The sequence below is a fragment of the Oscillatoria nigro-viridis PCC 7112 genome (assembly GCF_000317475.1).
Lineage (GTDB): Bacteria > Cyanobacteriota > Cyanobacteriia > Cyanobacteriales > Microcoleaceae > Microcoleus > Microcoleus nigroviridis.
Window position 1 is genome coordinate 5,641,848 of sequence record NC_019729.1, and the last position, 16,423, is coordinate 5,658,270.

Sequence of the window (16,423 nt, forward strand, 5' to 3'; positions counted from 1 at the left end):
TTATTTTTATCACTCGGCGGTTGAAACCGCTTCTTGTCAAACGAAGTCCGCCTGCGCGGACTAAGAAATAAGAATGTCTAATGACTAAGCTGTTCCCCATCTTGCGTTATATTTTTCGGGCGGGCGAGACGCCCACCCCACAATAATTTTATCAAACTTAACTGTAAAATTTAGATGCGCCTCAGCTTAACTCTCCATTGTTTTACAGCAGTTTGCAAGGTCTGCGGCAGCCACTTATCGTACTGAGGATAAACTGGCAAACGCTGCACGAGTTGCCATCCCGCTGCAGCTAAAATTTCTGTTAAAGTTTGGTGTTGCAGGTGAGGATAATCGGGATTAACTTCATCCCGCGGCCCAATTCCGCCTAAATCTGTCGCACCTGCTTCTAAACAAGCAAGTAATATGTCTGGCTGTGCAACTAAATTGGGGGGAATTTGTAGGGCAATTTCAGGAGGTAAAATGCTGCGGGCGATCGCAATTACTTCGGGCATTTTTGTAGCATCAAAAACTTCACCGTCCCAAATTTGCTGATTTCCCGGACTGTGTGGCTGCAGGATAACTTCTTGAATGTGATTGCAGGGCGAATGAATGCGGGCGATCGCCTCTAATGTCTCAATCCAATCTGCCTCACTTTCCCCAATTCCCAGCAGCAAACCTGTTGTAAACGGAATCTTTAATTCCCCAGCCCATTCTAACTGTTGCAGCCGCAGCGCCGGCACTTTACTCGGTGCGTGCCTGTGAACAGTTTGTAACAAATGTGGGGCAAGCTGTTCTAGCATCAGCCCCATCGATACATTCACCTCTTTTAACAGTGCCATCTCCTCAAAGCTGAGCGGCCCCACATTAGTATGCGGCAAAAATCCCATAGCAAGTGCCAGTTCGCACAAGTCGTAAATCCGCTGCAACCAAGCTTTTCGCCGTTGACTGTGAGGGTGTACCTCGCCGCTGAGGATGAGAATTTCAATTACACCTTGAGTTTGCAGCAGCAAAAGCTGTTTTTCGGCTTCTGCGAGTGTTAGCCAAGGACTTTGCAGCGGTTCTGCCCGAAAATTGCAATAGGTGCAGCGGTTAAAACACTCGTAAGTGGGAACCAGAGTATAAGCAGGGCTGTAGGTGACAGTGCGGGACATTCCTTGGGACTTTTATCGATCGGACTTACGCAACAGCATATATCTGTGCATTGCGAGTTTTGTGGTTGGCGATCGCAACCCTTCATTTATCTTAACACTGACGCAAGTACGCAATCTCGTTGCCCAGGTAGATTATGAGTATTCTTCATTTGTGGGCGATCGTCCAAAAAATCCGCACTCTGCTTTTTAAAACCCCATACAGCAAGCCTTCTGGCTTATTATCAGCGCTGCTTATGGCATTCATAACAAAAACTGTGCTTAAAACCCCTTTACAAACTGAAATAAAAGCTTTATGTTTATTTACATGGCGGAACACAAAGCCGTCACGAACATTGAAAACCAAATAAAGCAATCATAAACAAATGACAACGACCTTACAGCAGCGCGAAAGCGCCAACGTCTGGGAACGCTTTTGTGAGTGGGTAACATCAACCGACAACCGCATTTATGTAGGTTGGTTCGGAGTCTTGATGATTCCCACCCTGCTCAGCGCCACCATCTGCTACGTCATCGCCTTCATCGCTGCTCCTCCAGTGGACATCGACGGCATCCGCGAACCAGTAGCAGGTTCCTTAATGTACGGCAACAACATCATCACAGGTGCAGTTGTCCCCTCATCCAACGCCATCGGCTTGCACTTCTACCCCATCTGGGAAGCAGCTTCCCTCGATGAGTGGCTGTACAACGGCGGCCCTTACCAATTGGTAATCTTCCACTTCCTGATCGGTGTATTTTGCTACATGGGTCGCGAATGGGAACTGTCCTACCGCTTGGGAATGCGCCCTTGGATCTGCGATGCTTACTCTGCACCAGTAGCAGCAGCCACCGCAGTATTCTTGATCTACCCGATCGGACAAGGCTCCTTCTCTGACGGTATGCCCTTGGGTATCTCCGGTACATTCAACTTCATGATCGTGTTCCAAGCCGAGCACAACATCCTGATGCACCCCTTCCACATGTTGGGAGTTGCCGGTGTCTTCGGTGGTAGCTTGTTCTCCGCCATGCACGGTTCTTTAGTTACCTCTAGCTTGGTTCGCGAAACAACCGAAACCGAATCGCAAAACTACGGTTACAAATTCGGTCAAGAAGAAGAAACCTACAACATCGTCGCAGCCCACGGCTACTTCGGTCGTTTGATTTTCCAATACGCTTCCTTCAACAACAGCCGTTCCTTGCACTTCTTGTTAGGTGCATGGCCAGTAGTCGGCATCTGGTTTACCGCTTTGGGTATCTCCACGATGGCGTTCAACTTGAACGGTTTCAACTTCAACCAATCGATTATCGACTCTCAAGGTCGCGTCATCAATACTTGGGCTGATGTCATCAACCGCGCTAACTTGGGTATGGAAGTAATGCACGAGCGCAACGCTCACAACTTCCCGCTCGACTTGGCTGCTGCTGAAACCACTCCTGTAGCTTTGGTTGCTCCTTCTATCAACGGCTAAGTTTTAGCTTTTGATTAGCAAAAAGCGCTCCTAGAAATAGGGGCGCTTTTTGTTTTGGGAAAAAAGGTTTTTTTAGGCTTTATATCAATTCCGGTAACACCGTTCGGGATGGTGAGTTGGGAGTGGGGAGTCGTCCGTGGGGGAATGTAGAATTGCGCGACCTTGACTCGATCATTCCGATGCAACCGGAAACGATATTATTCACATATCTAGTTCGGTAAAATAAGCGTTATAACTGGCTTTTTGCACCATTGTTAATAAGCCTTTCACGGGCGGGTTCTCCTGCCCAACCTCTACTCCCCACAAGAAAATTGAGTTTTTGTGGAACAGGCCCGACAGCCGGTGCGAGCGAGAAGGATGCAAGATGTGAGTTATAAATTTTGTAGTGAGGACTTCAGTCCGAGCGAGTTTTATGAGAACTGAAGTCCTCACTATAAACCAATTTTATTCGGGTTTTTCTAGCGGTAATCATATGATTACCGATTAATAACTAATAACTAATAACTAATGAGTGATGACTATCGAGTTTGATGATTCCGATGCAGCCGGAAACGAGATTAGCGGTAAGGATTCAATGCACAAATGGCTTTCGGTGGTGGGGATTGGCGAAGATGGACTTTCGGGATTGAGTGCGATCGCCCGTTCTCTACTCTCTCGATCTCAAGTCGTTGTCGGCGGCGCCCGTCACCTAGCAATGCTACCAACCGACGACACCCGCGAACAATTGGTTTGGGCATCGCCTTTGCAGACAACAGTCGATGAAATCATCCGCCGCCGGGGACAGTCTGTGTGCGTGCTCGCAAGCGGCGATCCGATGTGTCACGGCATCGGCGTCACGCTGTCGCGCCAGATTCCTATTTCCGAAATGACTGTGATTCCCGCAGCATCGGCTTTTAGTCTTGCTTGCGCCCGTTTGGGTTGGCCGCTGGCCCAAGTTGAGACTTTCAGTTTGACAAATCGCCCGATCGCATCGATCGCCCTTGCTTTGTCCCCCGGCGCGCGCTTGCTGGTGTTGAGCGCTGACAGACATACGCCAGCAAAGGTGGCACAATTGTTGACGCAGCAGGGGTTTGGCAGCAGTTTGATGACTGTGTTCGAGCGGATGGGGTCGGAATCGGAACGGCGGAGCGAGGGGGTAGCAGCAGCCTGGAATGCAGCGGATTTGGCGGATTTGAACGCGATCGCGATCGCAGTTGCAGCCGATCGACAAACTCTTATCCTCCCCCGAACTGCCGGTTTGCCGGATGCTGCTTATCGCCACGACGGACAACTTACCAAGCGGGAGGTTAGAGCCGTTACTCTGTCAGCGTTAGCACCGGTTCCGGGAGAGTTGCTTTGGGATGTGGGGGCGGGCTGCGGCTCGATCGCGATCGAATGGATGCGGAGTCATCCTCGGTGCAGGGCGATCGCGATCGAACGCCACCCAACTCGGCTGCAATACATCGCCGAAAATGCGTCTATTTTTGGCGTTCCCGAACTCGAAATCGTTGCGGGAGAAGCGCCGGAAGCCCTGACAAATTTGCCGCAACCGGATGCTATTTTCATCGGCGGCGGTGTCACCGGAGAATCTGTGCTGGAAACTTGCTGGAATGCTTTAGGTGAAAGCGGCCGATTAGTTGTTAATGCAGTGACTATTGAGAGCGAACTTAAAGTGTTGCAGTGGCACGATCGTTATGGCGGGGAACTAATTAGAATTGGGATTCAGCGAGTAGGGGCGATCGGTTCTTTTCAGGGTTGGAAGCCGCTGGCACCGGTAACTCAGTGGGCGGTAGTTAAAAGGTAAAAACGGTGAGAAAAGTAGTATAATATCAAACATAAAGATATTATCCAGTAATTGCAAAGTAATCGTGACTGAAGAGAACCTATACCTCAAAAGATTCCTAGACCCCGTAAAACTTTGCAGACGGTACAAGCCCAAATTCGGGCTAGGCAATAGAGAGGAAGGATTGGATCTGGCACGGTTCTTATCAATCTACGGAGCCGATCCTTTTTACTCATGGATTGGTCTTGATTCAGATTTGATGTACGCTGCTCACAAAGCCGCTGGTGGCATGACCTCGGTTTATCGACAAATTGGGAAAGGTTGTGAAAATTTATTCAGACAAATAATAATAGATCGAGCAGGATACGAAGATCCCAAATATGCCATGTGGTCTTACGTTGCGAAGACCAAAAACGACAAGGACAAAACTTTGTCGTTGGATGCTCGGCTAGAACTGAGCGAAATTCAAAATCTTGAGGTTAGAGGAAGAGTTATTCAGTGGATAGCGGACTACAGCAGTTTTCTTAAGGTTCCTGCCCCAGCAAAGGGAGCCGTATTTGAAGTTCGGCAAGGATACAAAAGTAAAGACAGCAAGAGACAAAATGCTGACATAGATAATATTGCTGTTGCTTGGGCAAACGGCTACCTGCCAGTCTTTGCAATTTTTTCTTCTCAGATTGATGTCGATTTAGTACTACGCTATCGAAACAGCTGTGGAGGAATCCTGATTGGCACAACATCGGGCAGCAATCAAATTTCGCTGTTTGTTTTTTCCCAGGAAATTTTAGGCTATGATTTGGCAGATTTTTTTCGCCGAAATTCTGAGGCAATCAAAAGCGAAATTTACACCACATTGGCAGTTTTACTAAGTGCAGACTGATGTCATCTACTATTTACCAAAGATCTGACTATACTTTCAAAGCTAATCGCAATCTTGGGCGGCATGGGTGGCTTAGACTTACTCCGGCTTATGGCGTGAAACTTGTGCAAAAGCTTTTGGCTTTTGTCGAGAGAGAGTCAATTATTCTTGACCCTTTCTCTGGTACAGCTACAACAGGACTTGTTGCTGCTCAACAAGGAAACCAAGCATTCGCCTTTGATATCAACCCGTTTCTTATTTGGCTTGGGAACGCTAAATACAGAAACTATGATGAAGACTGCTTAATAGATGTTTTTAAAAAGGTACAACTAGCTTTAGAGGAATATAGAAGTTTAATATCTCAAGACAATTGGACACCAAAAATATTTAACATTGAACGTTGGTGGTCTAGTTACACGCTAAAACTTCTTGCCTCATTGCGAATCGCTTTAGTAAACCAATTCGGAGAACCTGAAGATAATGAGGGTTATGATATCGTTTGGATTGCGTTCTGTCGTTTAATAATTGAAACTTCATCAGCAGCTTTTAATCATATTTCCATGTCATTTAATGACACAGTCATTTATCATAAAATTGAAGGCATAGAAGAGCTTTTTTTTGATATCATAAAATTTATATCGAACTCTGCTAAGAATACTATTATTGGTACTGCTAAGGTGTTGAAAGTAGATGCTCGTAACATAGCTGGTTTAGGTAATATTAAAGTCGATAAAGTGATAACTTCCCCACCTTACCCAAATCGGATCAGCTATATTCGTGAACTTCGTCCATATATGTACTGGACAAAGTTTTTAAACGAAGCAAAAGAAGCAGGTGAGATGGATTGGTTAGCGATTGGTGGAACATGGGGCATTGCAACTAGCCGTCTCAACTCCTGGCAAATACAGGAAAAAAGCTTACCGAAGCAAATATTCTCAACAGTAGAAAAGATAAGAATGTCTGGTGGGAAAAATGCACCTCTTTTGGCAACTTACGTCCTAAAATACTTTCATGATATGCACTTACATTTGAGTTCTCTTAGAACTATTTTGGCAGACGATGCGGAACTACACTACATTGTTGGCAATTCAACCTTTTTTGGCAATATGGTTGCTACAGAGGCGTTACTTTCAGAATCTATGCGCCTTCTTGGATACTCAAATATTCACTCTGAAATTATTAGGAAACGGAACTCTAACAAAGCATTGTATGAATATTGTATTTCCGCAACTTGGTCAGTACGTTGATGTCAGCTGATAAATTTGTCTATCGTTTGTTCAATGCTAAAAAAAATCCGAAAAAATAGTATTAATTTAAACAAAAATAGGTTGGGTTTAACACAAGTAAACCCAACCTATCAATTTAATTTAAATTCAGGCTTTAGCCTTGATTCACAACAGTCGGTTTTAAACTTTCCTGTGATTTCGATGGATCTGAACCATTTTGCATTGCCACAGATTCCTTAATCGGTTTCCGGGCTTCAATTAAAGTCAAAGCTTTGTTGACACCTTCAGGTAAAATCACTACCAAACTGCCGGCCGGAGCCTCGTCTAAAGCTTTGTTAACGGCTGTTGTTTCGTCGAGAATCAACTCGTATTCAACTTTAGATGTGTTTGCGGTTCCTGCAGAAATTGCCTCTGCAATTCCCTGGCAAATTAACTTTGCCACAACACCGGGTTCTCGCCCGCGCCGATCGCTATCTTCCTTCACAATGATACGATCGAACATCTCGGCCGAAAGTTTGCCCAGCGTGACAAAATCTTCATCTCGCCGGTCTCCGGGGGCGCCGACAACCCCGATCCGCAGTCCCGGCCAATTCAGCACGAAACTGCCCAAAGCTTTGTAGCTGTGGGGGTTGTGGGCGTAGTCGAGCAAAGCGTGATAGCTGCCCAATTTAAACAAATTCATCCGTCCGGGAGTTTGACCCACCGATGCTTGGAAGCTTGACAAAGCCGATCGAATATCTTCTATTTTCACTCCTTGGGCAAAAGCCGCCAAACAAGCTGCTAAAGCATTGGCAATCATAAACGGCGCGCGCCCGCCCATCGTCAGCGGCACGTTCACAGCCTGCTCAATTCTCAGCGTCCAATCGCCTTTCAAGATGGACAAATACCCATTTTCGTAAATCGCTGCCAGCCCGCCCGCAGCGGTATGTCTGGCAACCAGTTCGTTGTCCGGGTTCATCGAAAAATATGCAATTTGAGCCTTGACACGCTGCGCCATTTGTGATACGAGCGGGTCGTCTGCATTTAACACTGCATAGCCTTTGGGCATTACCGACTCGACGAGGACGCTCTTGAGTTTGGCAAGTTGTTCCACGGTGTCGATGTCGCCAATTCCCAAGTGATCGGCCGCGACGTTCAAGACGACGCCGACATCGCACTGATCGAAGCCGAGGCCCGATCGCAAAATTCCGCCTCTAGCCGTTTCCAGCACCGCCACTTCTACCGTCGGGTCAGACAAAATCAATTGAGCACTCTGCGGCCCGGTATTATCTCCGCTTTCTACCAAATAATCGCCGATGTAAGTGCCGTCGGTAGTCGTGTAGCCAGTAATCTGACCGGTCTGCTTGACAATGTGGGCAAGCAGGCGAGTGGTTGTAGTTTTGCCGTTGGTTCCCGTTACCGCTAAAATCGGCACCCGGCTGGGTTGAGGCGAGGGGAAAAGCATATCGAAGACGGCGCCGGCCACGTTGCGGGGTAAACCTTGACTCGGGGCGACGTGCATTCTGAAACCCGGTGCTGCGTTGACTTCGACGATGACGCCGCTGACATCGCGCAGGGGTTGGGAGATGTCGGGAGTTACTACGTCAATGCCGGCGATGTCCAAACCGATAATTTTGGCGACTCTGGAAAACAGCCAGACGTTTTCAGGGTGGATTTCGTCGGTGCGATCGACTGCAATTCCACCGGTACTCAAGTTTGCTGTCGCGCGCAAAAATACTCTTTCGCCGGCGGGTACTACCGAATCCATCGCGTATCCTTGTTTTTGCAGCAAATCCAGGGACAATTTGTCGATCGTGATCCGAGTGAGCACGTTGTCGTGTCCGTCTCCTCGCTGCGGGTCGCGGTTTACTTCTTCAATAAGCTGTTCTACTGTAGACCTGCCGTTACCCACGACGTTAGCGGGGACTCGTTCTGCGACTGCTATGACTTGCCCGTTGACTACCAATACTCTGTGGTCGCGGCCGACGTAATAGCGCTCAACTATCACGCTTTTTGTTTTTGATGCCGCGCTGGCTAAATCGTAGGCTTCTTCTGCTGCTTCCCAGGAATTGATGTCGATCGTAATGCCGCGGCCGTGGTTGCCGTCTAGGGGTTTGAGGACGATCGGATAACCGCCGACATCTTCGATCGCCCCTTGCAGTTCATCCAAATAATGAATCACCGTCCCTCTCGGAACCGGCACGCCGGCGCTGGCGAGGATATTTTTGGTACCTTCCTTGTCGCAGGCAAGTTCTACCCCCAAAACTCCCGTGCGGTTGCTCAGAGTTGCCTGAATCCGCTTTTGGTGAACCCCGTAGCCGAGTTGAATCATAAACCTAGCGCTCAAAGGCATCCAAGGAATGCCGCGCGCTTCTGCTTCCTTAATCAGTGTTTCCGTGCTCGGCCCCAGGGCCGCCGAAGCAGCAAACTCTCTCAGGTCTCTCAAATCTTGGACTAATTCTGCTGCGGCATAAGTGCCTGTCTCGGCAATGCTTTGGCACATCCGCACGCCCGCCCGGGCTGCATAGCGACCTGCTTGTTCGTTTTGATACTCGATTACTACTTGGTAAATGCCTGGGGTCGCAGTCTCGCGGGTGCGGCCGAACCCGACCGGCATTCCTGCCATTTCCTGAAGTTCTAGGGCGACGTGTTCGATTACGTGTCCCATCATTGTGCCTTCTCTGACCCGTTGCAGGAATCCTCCCTGATGGCCTGGAGAACAGTGATGCTCGTTCAAACTCGGAAGTGCGGCGATCAACCCTTCGTAGAAGCCAGGAATTTCCGATGTGGTTTTATCTGCCCACTCCTCTAAATCCAGACGCATCAGGACGAGTTTATGCCGTCGGATGCTCCAGTAGTTGGGGCCGCGTAAGGTCTGGATTTTAAGTATTTTCATGGCAGTTAGAGGGGTATGGGGCGCGAAATCTTATAGATAATAGGAGCATTTATTCAATTTCGATCTAGATTGCTCGATCGACTGTTCGCTGCGAACAGTTTGGGAGTGAATTTCCAGTTATGGGCTACCCAATTGAAAATTTGTGCCCCTGCGAGCGGCTCAAAACAAGTACAGGTCAATTGCTAGCAAAAACTCAAAGCCCGAAGCTAGCATTTTCTGTCGTTCGGCCTTCTGGGGTCAGCCCGTGGCTGCTTCGGAATCTATTGTATTGTTGTATCCATGATTCGGCCGGAATGCCGCCTAATTTCTGCCGAATCAATGACAAGAGATGTTCTACGTTAGTTGGCTGTGCGGCATTCCGGGGGCCAGCCAGACTCGGAACAAGCTCCTGATGGCATTGGTTTGCCTAGGGGCATATTGTAGCAATCTCCGTGACACAGAACGTGCAAGCGCATATTGAACAGACTTAAGGGTTCTGTCGCTCCTACCATAGACTCATTGGTATAAAAATTTTCCCTAGAATCAACAATAGTCACAGTGCCTTTACCGAGAATTTTCATAGTATCGTCTCCCTCAAACAAGGCGCAGGTGTCTTCGTCAATACCAATAGCGATGCGATCGGGATGGCAAGCCACAGCCGACAGCAAGCGAGCCATGCGGTTGCGGTTGTGAAAATGCTGGTCTACGATGATCTCAGGGATAATGTTAAGTCCGTTTGCCATGTCTACTAAAGAGCGGTTCGGTGACGCCCCACTCCCCCCGCCTGCAATCATGTGATATCCCATCACCGCAGCACCCGCGCTGGTACCGGCGAGGGTAATCTTGCCTTCGAGAGTTTCTTTGCGAATTTTCTCCATCAGCGGGGTGTCCGCCAGCAGCCCGCAGAGCCGCAGTTGGTCGCCGCCTGTGATGAATACGCCCGTACAGTCTTCTAAGTAATCTTTCCAGACGGGGTTTTCGCCTTGTTCGCGTTCGCGGATGTCCACTACTTTGACGGCGCTAACGCCCATTTCGTCAAATATGGTGCGGTAGCGGTTGCTAATTCCTTCGGGATCTCGCGAGGCGCACGGAACGATCGCCAGCCGAGCGTTTGCACCCCCAGCACGGCAAAAAAAGGTGTTCAAAATCTCTCGCCCGTGAACTTTGTCTTCGGCTCCCCCGATGACCATAATCGAGGTTTTTGTGCGCTGGGGAATGTTGTGTTCAAGGGCTTGAGATGTCAACTGCTGCATGGTTTGTCTTCCTCTGTTGGATGTGAAATTCAATTTTGCCGTGGCTGTGCGTAGAATAGGGCTTTTTAAGAATAAATATTTGTTGGTGCGAGCGAGGTGCGATCGCCGATCGCGCGCTCCCGCAGTTGTTTGGCGGCGAGTTTGCTTGCAGTCGCTGTCATGAAAAACTGATGATTGTTGTACAAAACGGGCCCGCCGACAAAGGAAGAGAATTTAACTTGCAAAAATTCTCAGAAATTATAAGAAATTATAAAGAATAAAGCAATTACTGAAAACTGAACTCCCCCTAAGGGTCAAACTAGAGGTGATGTATCAATAAATTCCAATAATTGTGCGCTTTGACGTAGTTACCTTATTTCCAGAATTTTTCCGGGCTCCCCTGGAGTCGGGACTGATGGGCAAAGCCTTAGCTAAAAATATTGCCGAGGTGAATTTTGTCAATCCCCGCGATTTTACCACAGACAAGCACCAGCGAGTCGATGATGAGCCTTACGGGGGCGGAGTGGGAATGCTGATGAAGCCGGAACCGATTTTTGCTGCCGTGGAGTCGCTGCCAGTTTTGCCGAGGCGGGAGGTGATTTTGCTGACTCCCCAGGGGGAACCGATGCAGCAGGCGATGTTTCGGGAGTTGGCGGCCGCGCGCGATCAGTTGGTGTTGATTTGCGGTCATTATGAAGGTGTGGACGATCGAGTCCTGCATTTGGTAACTCGCGAGGTATCTTTGGGGGATTTTGTGCTCACGGGGGGCGAAATTCCGGCTTTGGCTTTGATTAATGGGGTTTTGCGATTGCTGCGGGGAACTGTAGCGAAGGAAGATTCGCTGAAGTTTGAGAGTTTTGAGGACGGACTTTTGGATTATCCGCAGTACACTCGACCGGCGGATTTTCGGGGATTGAAGGTGCCCGACGTGCTGCTGTCTGGTAATCACGCAGAAATTGCTCGCTGGCGCAGGGAACAGCAAATTGAAAGAACTCGATCGCGCCGGCTGGATTTGTACGAGCTTTGGTTGCAGGAGAAGGCAGAATAGGAGAAAGGGCGATCGCACGAGCGGTCAGAAACCGGGTTTTTTGGGGTAATACTTCGTTGCAGTCCAGAGATTTGGTAAAAAACCCGGTTTCTTTGGTCTTGATGTGTAAGTCCCGTATATTTAAGGTCCTAATAAATTTTGGATTCGCCTTTGTAAGCTTTTGAGTTCAAAAGAGCGATCGAGAAGTCGCCGATAATTTTCTAGCGTTTCCAGCATTAACCTTTCTCTCCTCCCTCCAGTAACTTTAGGATTGCCATAACGGCTAGGAAATCAGCAAAAAAAAATCTTTAACACTCGGAGCGGCATTAAAAAATAAATTCAATTATATCCGCACAAATATGAAATAATTGTCTTTCGATATACTTCCAAAACCGAAATTTTACATGAACATCCGCATCGGCAACGGCTACGACATTCACTGCTTAGTTCCAGAACGCCCCCTCATCCTCGGCGGCGTCCACATTCCCCACGAATTAGGCTTACTCGGACACAGCGACGCCGACGTACTTACCCACGCTATCATGGACGCGATGCTCGGAGCTCTCAGCTTAGGAGATATCGGGCTGTATTTCCCTCCAACTGACCCGAAATGGAAAGGTGCTGATAGTCTCGTATTGCTGGCACAAGTCAATCAGTTAATATTAGATAAAGGCTGGGAAATCGGCAATATTGATTCGGTGGTGGTGGCCGAACGTCCAAAGCTGAAACCGCATATTGAGCAAATGCGCGATCGGCTTTCTACTGTCCTACAATTAAAACCCGACCAAATCGGCATCAAAGCTACTACAAACGAAAAGTTAGGGCCCGTGGGGAGAGAAGAAGGAATCGCGGCTTACGCTGTAGTTTTGCTGGGCAAAAAATAAAGCTCGGGTTTGATAGTAGAAGTTGAATTTACTTAAACTTATACCCTAGGAAGGCTGAAACCATGCAAACTGAAACCTTGGATTTAGAGTTACCCGTAGACGCCGATATTATCGCATTGGATAAGAACGATCGGGTAGTCGTGCTAATCGAAGTCAAAATTATTCAAGCTCAAGAAAAGGGAGCCAAGCAGAGGATTGCTGACTACATGATATCTTGGATGAAAGCTGCGTTAGCGAAAATGTCCGAGCAAGGCACCATCATTCCCTATGCGATGTTTGTTGACACCGAACAGATGCTGATTTTCAAATGGGACGGAGTAAATTTATCTGAACCTGTTTGTTCTCTAAACACTGCTGAGATACTTCGCTATTATGAGCCTGAATTTGGCAACAAACGGATATTTAAGCGATACCTAACTAGACTGGTTGAAGCATGGCTGCGCGACTTAGCTTATAATTGGAAGTCTGAGATTCCAACCGCGTCAGAACAGATAGCAAAAATCGGCTTGCTGCCACTGCTAGCAGGTGGAACGACAAAATCAGGGGTAGAAATTGGTGGCAATTTTATATATCGAGACTAACTTTCTGATGAGCATTGCTACGGGACGCGACCCTGACGCTAACAACTTGTTGGTGAGTGTACCGACATCAGTCAGCATAGCCATACCAAGTATTTGCTGCATGGAATCACTTTCGGCTTTAGAAGACGAAATCAAGCGACGCAACCGTTTTTTAGATGAAATGGAAAAACAAATTAGTCAGCTAAAGCGAGATAAAACTTCCCCCTCTGCCCAGTCTCTTGTCTTCCACTTAGAGCAATCACTCAATGAAAACGAGGCTCTGATAAATGATATTAATGCACGTCTTTTTACAGCTCTTGATTTGTCGGCCACAAAGATAGAAATGATTTCCTTAACAGCAGGCATACTTCAAGCAAGTTTGAATTCAATTTTTATTGAAGAAGACCCTACAGACAATTTGATTCTGCACTGCATCTTGAATCACGCACACTTACATCCTCATGAAGTCAAGGTATTTTTGATCAATAATACCAAAGAATTTGGTCTGCCCAAAGTTCAAGATGCTTTGCGGGAAGTAGGGATAACCAAGTATTTTTCGCGCACTGAAGACTTTCTCGGTTGGTTACAATCTCAGTCATAGTTGCACGCAGGTGGTAAACTAAAAAATTATGAAAATTTCTATGATGGTACATTCAAAACTGCGCTGGCTGGCGATTGTACTGGCTGCAATTGCTACCGTAACTCTGTCTGCGTGCACTCCGGTGCGATCGACTAACTTAGCAAACAGACTCATCGTTCCCACCCCCAGCGGCCCGGCCACCTTTAACTACCCGCTAAATCAATCTGCATACAGCGTTTTTGGCTATATGTACGATGGATTGATCAACGAAAACGGCTTGACATCGAAGCTAGAACCCGGTTTAGCCGAGTCCTGGGAAGTTTCTAAAGATGGCAAAAAGATTGTCTTTACCTTGCGAGAGGGTTTGAAATGGTCCGACGGCGAACCGATGACTGCGGATGACATTATCTTCAGCTATGAAAAGATTTATTTCAATGACAAAATTCCTAGCGGTTTGAAAGATACTCTGAGGGTTGGGATGAGTCGCCAATTCCCAAAAGTTAAAAAAATTGACAGCCGCCGCGTTGAATTTTCCGTTGCCGAACCCTTTGCTCCTTTTATTAGATATGCTGGGGGAATCCCGATTTTGCCAGCTCATATTTTACAGGAAGCTGCCGAAAATACAGATGCAGACGGCAAGCCTAAATTCCTGGCTACTTGGGGCACGGATACCGACCCTAAAAAAATTGTCGGCAACGGTCAGTACCGAATGCTGAGCTACACTCCCAATCAGCGCGTGGTTTTGGAACGAAATCCGTATTTTTGGCGCAAAGATGCTGAGGGAAATCCTCAACCTTACATCCAGCAAATTGTTTGGCAAATTATCGAAAATACTGACAATCAAATGCTGAATTTTCGCTCGGGCGATTTGGATACTCTAACCGTGGAGCCGGAAGTGTTTCCCCTGCTGAAACGGGAGGAAAAACGCGGCAAATATACGGTCTTTAACGGCGGGCCGGATACTGGCAGCGTGTTTATGTGTTTCAATCTGAATAAGGGGCGCAATGCTCAAAATCAGCCGTTTGTAGACCCGGTTAAGTCTCGCTGGTTCGCGAGTAAGGAATTTCGGCAGGCGATCGCCTACGGCATCAACCGATCCGCCATGACTAACAATATTTATCGCGGACTGGGCGCGCCGCTGCATTCCCCAATTCCGCCCCAAAGCCCGTTCTACCTGTCCCCAGAACAGGGATTGAAAACTTACAGTTACGATCGGCAAAAAGCCAAAGAGTTGCTGTTAAGTGCAGGTTTCAAATATAATAGTGAGGGTCAATTATTGGATGCGGAGGGCAACAAAGTCCGATTTACTTTGTTGATGGCTGCGGGTAAAAAAGTTCGAGAACAAATGGGAACGCAAATTAAACAAGATTTGGGCAAACTGGGGATGCAAATTGATACGCAGTTCCTGAGTTTTAACACTTATGTGGAAAAGCTGCGATTGACGCGGAATTGGGATACTTACCTCGGCGGTTTTACGGGAGGTACTGAACCGCACAGCGGCTACAATATTTGGTCTGTTAACGGGACTTTGCACAGTTTCAACCAGGGGCCGCAAGCCGGAGAACCGCCGATTAAGGGTTGGAAAGTTGACGACTGGGAGCAGAAAATAGATGACCTTTACGTGAAAGCTTCCCAGGAGCTTGATGAGGCGAAGCGCAAGGAAATTTATGGGGAGACGCAGCGGATTATAGCGGAACAAGTGCCGTTTATCTATATGGTAAATCCGCTGACTTTTGAGGCGGTGCGCGATCGCGTTTCGGGAATTCGCTACAGTGCCCTCGGCGGTGCTTTCTGGAATTTGTACGAGTTGAAAATAACAGAATAGTCAGTCGATTTTAGATTTTAGATTTTAGATTTTAGATTTGATTTACTCTAAAGATGAATCTGGGAACTTGAACCTTAGTCTAAAATTTGGGGTCGATCGCGGCAGAAATGGGGGCGTGTATCCGTTTTTGGGCGATCGTTAATCAGCAGTCAGCAGTTATTAGTCAGTCATTAATTAATGGAACCTGAAATTTTACAGAAGTTACTCGAATCTGTGGCTGCCGGCGATATTAGCCCGATCGCAGCTTTGGATAAATTAAAGCATTTTGACTTTGAACAAGTCGGCGATTTTGCCAAAATTGACCACCACCGCACTCTCAGAACGGGTTTTCCCGAAGTAATTTGGGGCCCGGGGAAAACGCCAGACCAAATTGTTGAAATTATCGAGGCGATGCGCGGGCGAAATTCTGCCGTGATGGCGACGCGAATCGAACCGGAAGTTTTCGAGCAATTGCAGCAAAAAATACCCGATTTGTGCTACTACCAAAAGGCTCGAATTTGTGCAATTTCTGCTAATTCCCCAACTCCGCAGCATCCGGGTACTGTGACTATTATCAGTGCGGGAACGGCGGATTTAGCTGTAGCGGAAGAGGCTGCAGTTACTGCGGAACTTTGCGGTTTTCAGGTGCGGCGTTTGTGGGATGTCGGAGTTGCCGGCATTCACCGCTTGCTGAGCAACCGGCACGTTATTGTCGGTGCTGATGTGTTGATTGCGGTGGCGGGTATGGAAGGTGCTTTGGCGAGTGTGGTGGCGGGTTTGGCAGATTGTCCGGTGATTGCTGTGCCGACGAGTGTGGGTTACGGCGCGAGTTTTGGCGGGATTGCTCCTCTTTTAACTATGCTCAATTCTTGTGCGGCTGGTGTGGGCGTGGTGAATATTGATAACGGGTTTGGGGCGGCGATTTTGGCTTGTCAAATTCTCAGAAGTGCTGGGAAAGTAAAGAGAAGAGGAGAGGGGGAGAAGGGGAGAGAGGGGGAAGAGTTAGAAACCCCCTCGCTCAGTTCGGACTAAGGCCAACTGTCACAGGACGATCGATTTT

At 47.8% G+C, this 16,423-nt stretch carries 14 protein-coding genes; 10 read left to right on the plus strand and 4 right to left on the minus strand.

What is annotated here, in order from left to right:
• Positions 1-170: 170 nt before the first annotated feature.
• Positions 171-1,130 carry a 7,8-didemethyl-8-hydroxy-5-deazariboflavin synthase subunit CofG gene (gene cofG, locus OSC7112_RS23445; protein WP_015178235.1) on the minus strand — a complete coding sequence of 320 codons (960 nt, stop codon included), beginning with the start codon at positions 1,128-1,130 and terminating at the stop codon, positions 171-173.
• 362 nt (positions 1,131-1,492) lie between these two features.
• On the opposite strand from cofG, the gene psbA reads away from it, so the two are divergent.
• From psbA to OSC7112_RS23470, 4 genes are all read left to right on the plus strand, one after another.
• Positions 1,493-2,575 carry a photosystem II reaction center subunit D1 gene (gene psbA / locus OSC7112_RS23450; RefSeq protein ID WP_015178236.1) on the plus strand — a complete coding sequence of 361 codons (1,083 nt, stop codon included), beginning with the start codon at positions 1,493-1,495 and terminating at the stop codon, positions 2,573-2,575.
• Between the two features lie 514 nt (positions 2,576-3,089).
• Positions 3,090-4,358, plus strand: coding sequence for a bifunctional cobalt-precorrin-7 (C(5))-methyltransferase/cobalt-precorrin-6B (C(15))-methyltransferase (locus OSC7112_RS23460; protein ID WP_015178237.1), 1,269 nt, complete (start codon positions 3,090-3,092; stop codon positions 4,356-4,358).
• Positions 4,359-4,521: 163 nt separating this feature from the next.
• Positions 4,522-5,217, plus strand: coding sequence for a hypothetical protein (locus OSC7112_RS23465; RefSeq protein WP_223300679.1), 696 nt, complete (start codon positions 4,522-4,524; stop codon positions 5,215-5,217).
• Positions 5,217-6,443 (plus strand): DNA adenine methylase, encoded by a 1,227-nt coding sequence (locus tag OSC7112_RS23470; protein WP_015178239.1) that lies wholly within the window; start codon positions 5,217-5,219, stop codon positions 6,441-6,443. The genes OSC7112_RS23465 and OSC7112_RS23470 overlap by 1 nt, the downstream gene beginning before the upstream one ends.
• A gap of 133 nt (positions 6,444-6,576) precedes the next feature.
• On the opposite strand, the gene cphA is transcribed toward OSC7112_RS23470, so the two are convergent.
• From cphA to OSC7112_RS40110, 3 genes are all read right to left on the minus strand, one after another.
• Complete coding sequence (gene cphA, locus OSC7112_RS23475) at positions 6,577-9,297, minus strand: cyanophycin synthetase (RefSeq protein ID WP_015178240.1); 2,721 nt, start codon at positions 9,295-9,297, stop codon at positions 6,577-6,579.
• A 338-nt stretch (positions 9,298-9,635) separates the two neighbouring features.
• Entirely contained in the window at positions 9,636-10,529 is an 894-nt protein-coding gene (locus OSC7112_RS23480) for a cyanophycinase (protein WP_015178241.1), read from the minus strand.
• A 65-nt stretch (positions 10,530-10,594) separates the two neighbouring features.
• Positions 10,595-10,753 carry a hypothetical protein gene (locus OSC7112_RS40110; RefSeq protein ID WP_190274259.1) on the minus strand — a complete coding sequence of 53 codons (159 nt, stop codon included), beginning with the start codon at positions 10,751-10,753 and terminating at the stop codon, positions 10,595-10,597.
• A gap of 107 nt (positions 10,754-10,860) precedes the next feature.
• Between OSC7112_RS40110 and trmD the strand changes: the two genes are divergently transcribed.
• The 6 genes from trmD (at position 10,861) to larB (ending at position 16,395) form a co-directional block, all read left to right on the plus strand.
• The gene (gene trmD, locus OSC7112_RS23485) at positions 10,861-11,556 is read left to right on the plus strand and encodes a tRNA (guanosine(37)-N1)-methyltransferase TrmD (protein WP_015178242.1); all 696 of its coding nucleotides are present in this window, start codon (positions 10,861-10,863) and stop codon (positions 11,554-11,556) included.
• A 383-nt stretch (positions 11,557-11,939) separates the two neighbouring features.
• Positions 11,940-12,419 carry a 2-C-methyl-D-erythritol 2,4-cyclodiphosphate synthase gene (ispF, locus tag OSC7112_RS23490; RefSeq protein WP_015178243.1) on the plus strand — a complete coding sequence of 160 codons (480 nt, stop codon included), beginning with the start codon at positions 11,940-11,942 and terminating at the stop codon, positions 12,417-12,419.
• A gap of 62 nt (positions 12,420-12,481) precedes the next feature.
• Positions 12,482-13,000 carry a hypothetical protein gene (locus tag OSC7112_RS23495; protein ID WP_015178244.1) on the plus strand — a complete coding sequence of 173 codons (519 nt, stop codon included), beginning with the start codon at positions 12,482-12,484 and terminating at the stop codon, positions 12,998-13,000.
• Positions 12,975-13,580 carry a PIN domain-containing protein gene (locus OSC7112_RS23500; protein WP_223300680.1) on the plus strand — a complete coding sequence of 202 codons (606 nt, stop codon included), beginning with the start codon at positions 12,975-12,977 and terminating at the stop codon, positions 13,578-13,580. Before OSC7112_RS23495 ends, OSC7112_RS23500 begins: the two co-directional genes overlap by 26 nt.
• A 40-nt stretch (positions 13,581-13,620) precedes the next feature.
• Complete coding sequence (locus OSC7112_RS23505; RefSeq protein ID WP_015178246.1) at positions 13,621-15,384, plus strand: ABC transporter substrate-binding protein; 1,764 nt, start codon at positions 13,621-13,623, stop codon at positions 15,382-15,384.
• 177 nt (positions 15,385-15,561) lie between these two features.
• Positions 15,562-16,395: a nickel pincer cofactor biosynthesis protein LarB gene (gene larB / locus OSC7112_RS23510; RefSeq protein WP_015178247.1), complete on the plus strand. Its 834-nt coding sequence runs from the start codon at positions 15,562-15,564 to the stop codon at positions 16,393-16,395.
• Positions 16,396-16,423 lie beyond the last annotated feature (28 nt).

Excerpts from the sequence above, each read along its gene's own strand:
- cofG (WP_015178235.1), bottom strand. The coding sequence starts at position 1,130 with ATGTCCCGCACTGTCACCTACAGCCCTGCTTATACTCTGGTTCCCACT.
- psbA (WP_015178236.1), top strand. The coding sequence starts at position 1,493 with ATGACAACGACCTTACAGCAGCGCGAAAGCGCCAACGTCTGGGAACGC.
- OSC7112_RS23460 (WP_015178237.1), top strand. The coding sequence starts at position 3,090 with ATGACTATCGAGTTTGATGATTCCGATGCAGCCGGAAACGAGATTAGC.
- OSC7112_RS23470 (WP_015178239.1), top strand. The coding sequence starts at position 5,217 with ATGTCATCTACTATTTACCAAAGATCTGACTATACTTTCAAAGCTAAT.
- cphA (WP_015178240.1), bottom strand. The coding sequence starts at position 9,297 with ATGAAAATACTTAAAATCCAGACCTTACGCGGCCCCAACTACTGGAGC.
- OSC7112_RS23480 (WP_015178241.1), bottom strand. The coding sequence starts at position 10,529 with ATGCAGCAGTTGACATCTCAAGCCCTTGAACACAACATTCCCCAGCGC.
- ispF (WP_015178243.1), top strand. The coding sequence starts at position 11,940 with ATGAACATCCGCATCGGCAACGGCTACGACATTCACTGCTTAGTTCCA.
- OSC7112_RS23495 (WP_015178244.1), top strand. The coding sequence starts at position 12,482 with ATGCAAACTGAAACCTTGGATTTAGAGTTACCCGTAGACGCCGATATT.
- OSC7112_RS23505 (WP_015178246.1), top strand. The coding sequence starts at position 13,621 with ATGATGGTACATTCAAAACTGCGCTGGCTGGCGATTGTACTGGCTGCA.
- larB (WP_015178247.1), top strand. The coding sequence starts at position 15,562 with ATGGAACCTGAAATTTTACAGAAGTTACTCGAATCTGTGGCTGCCGGC.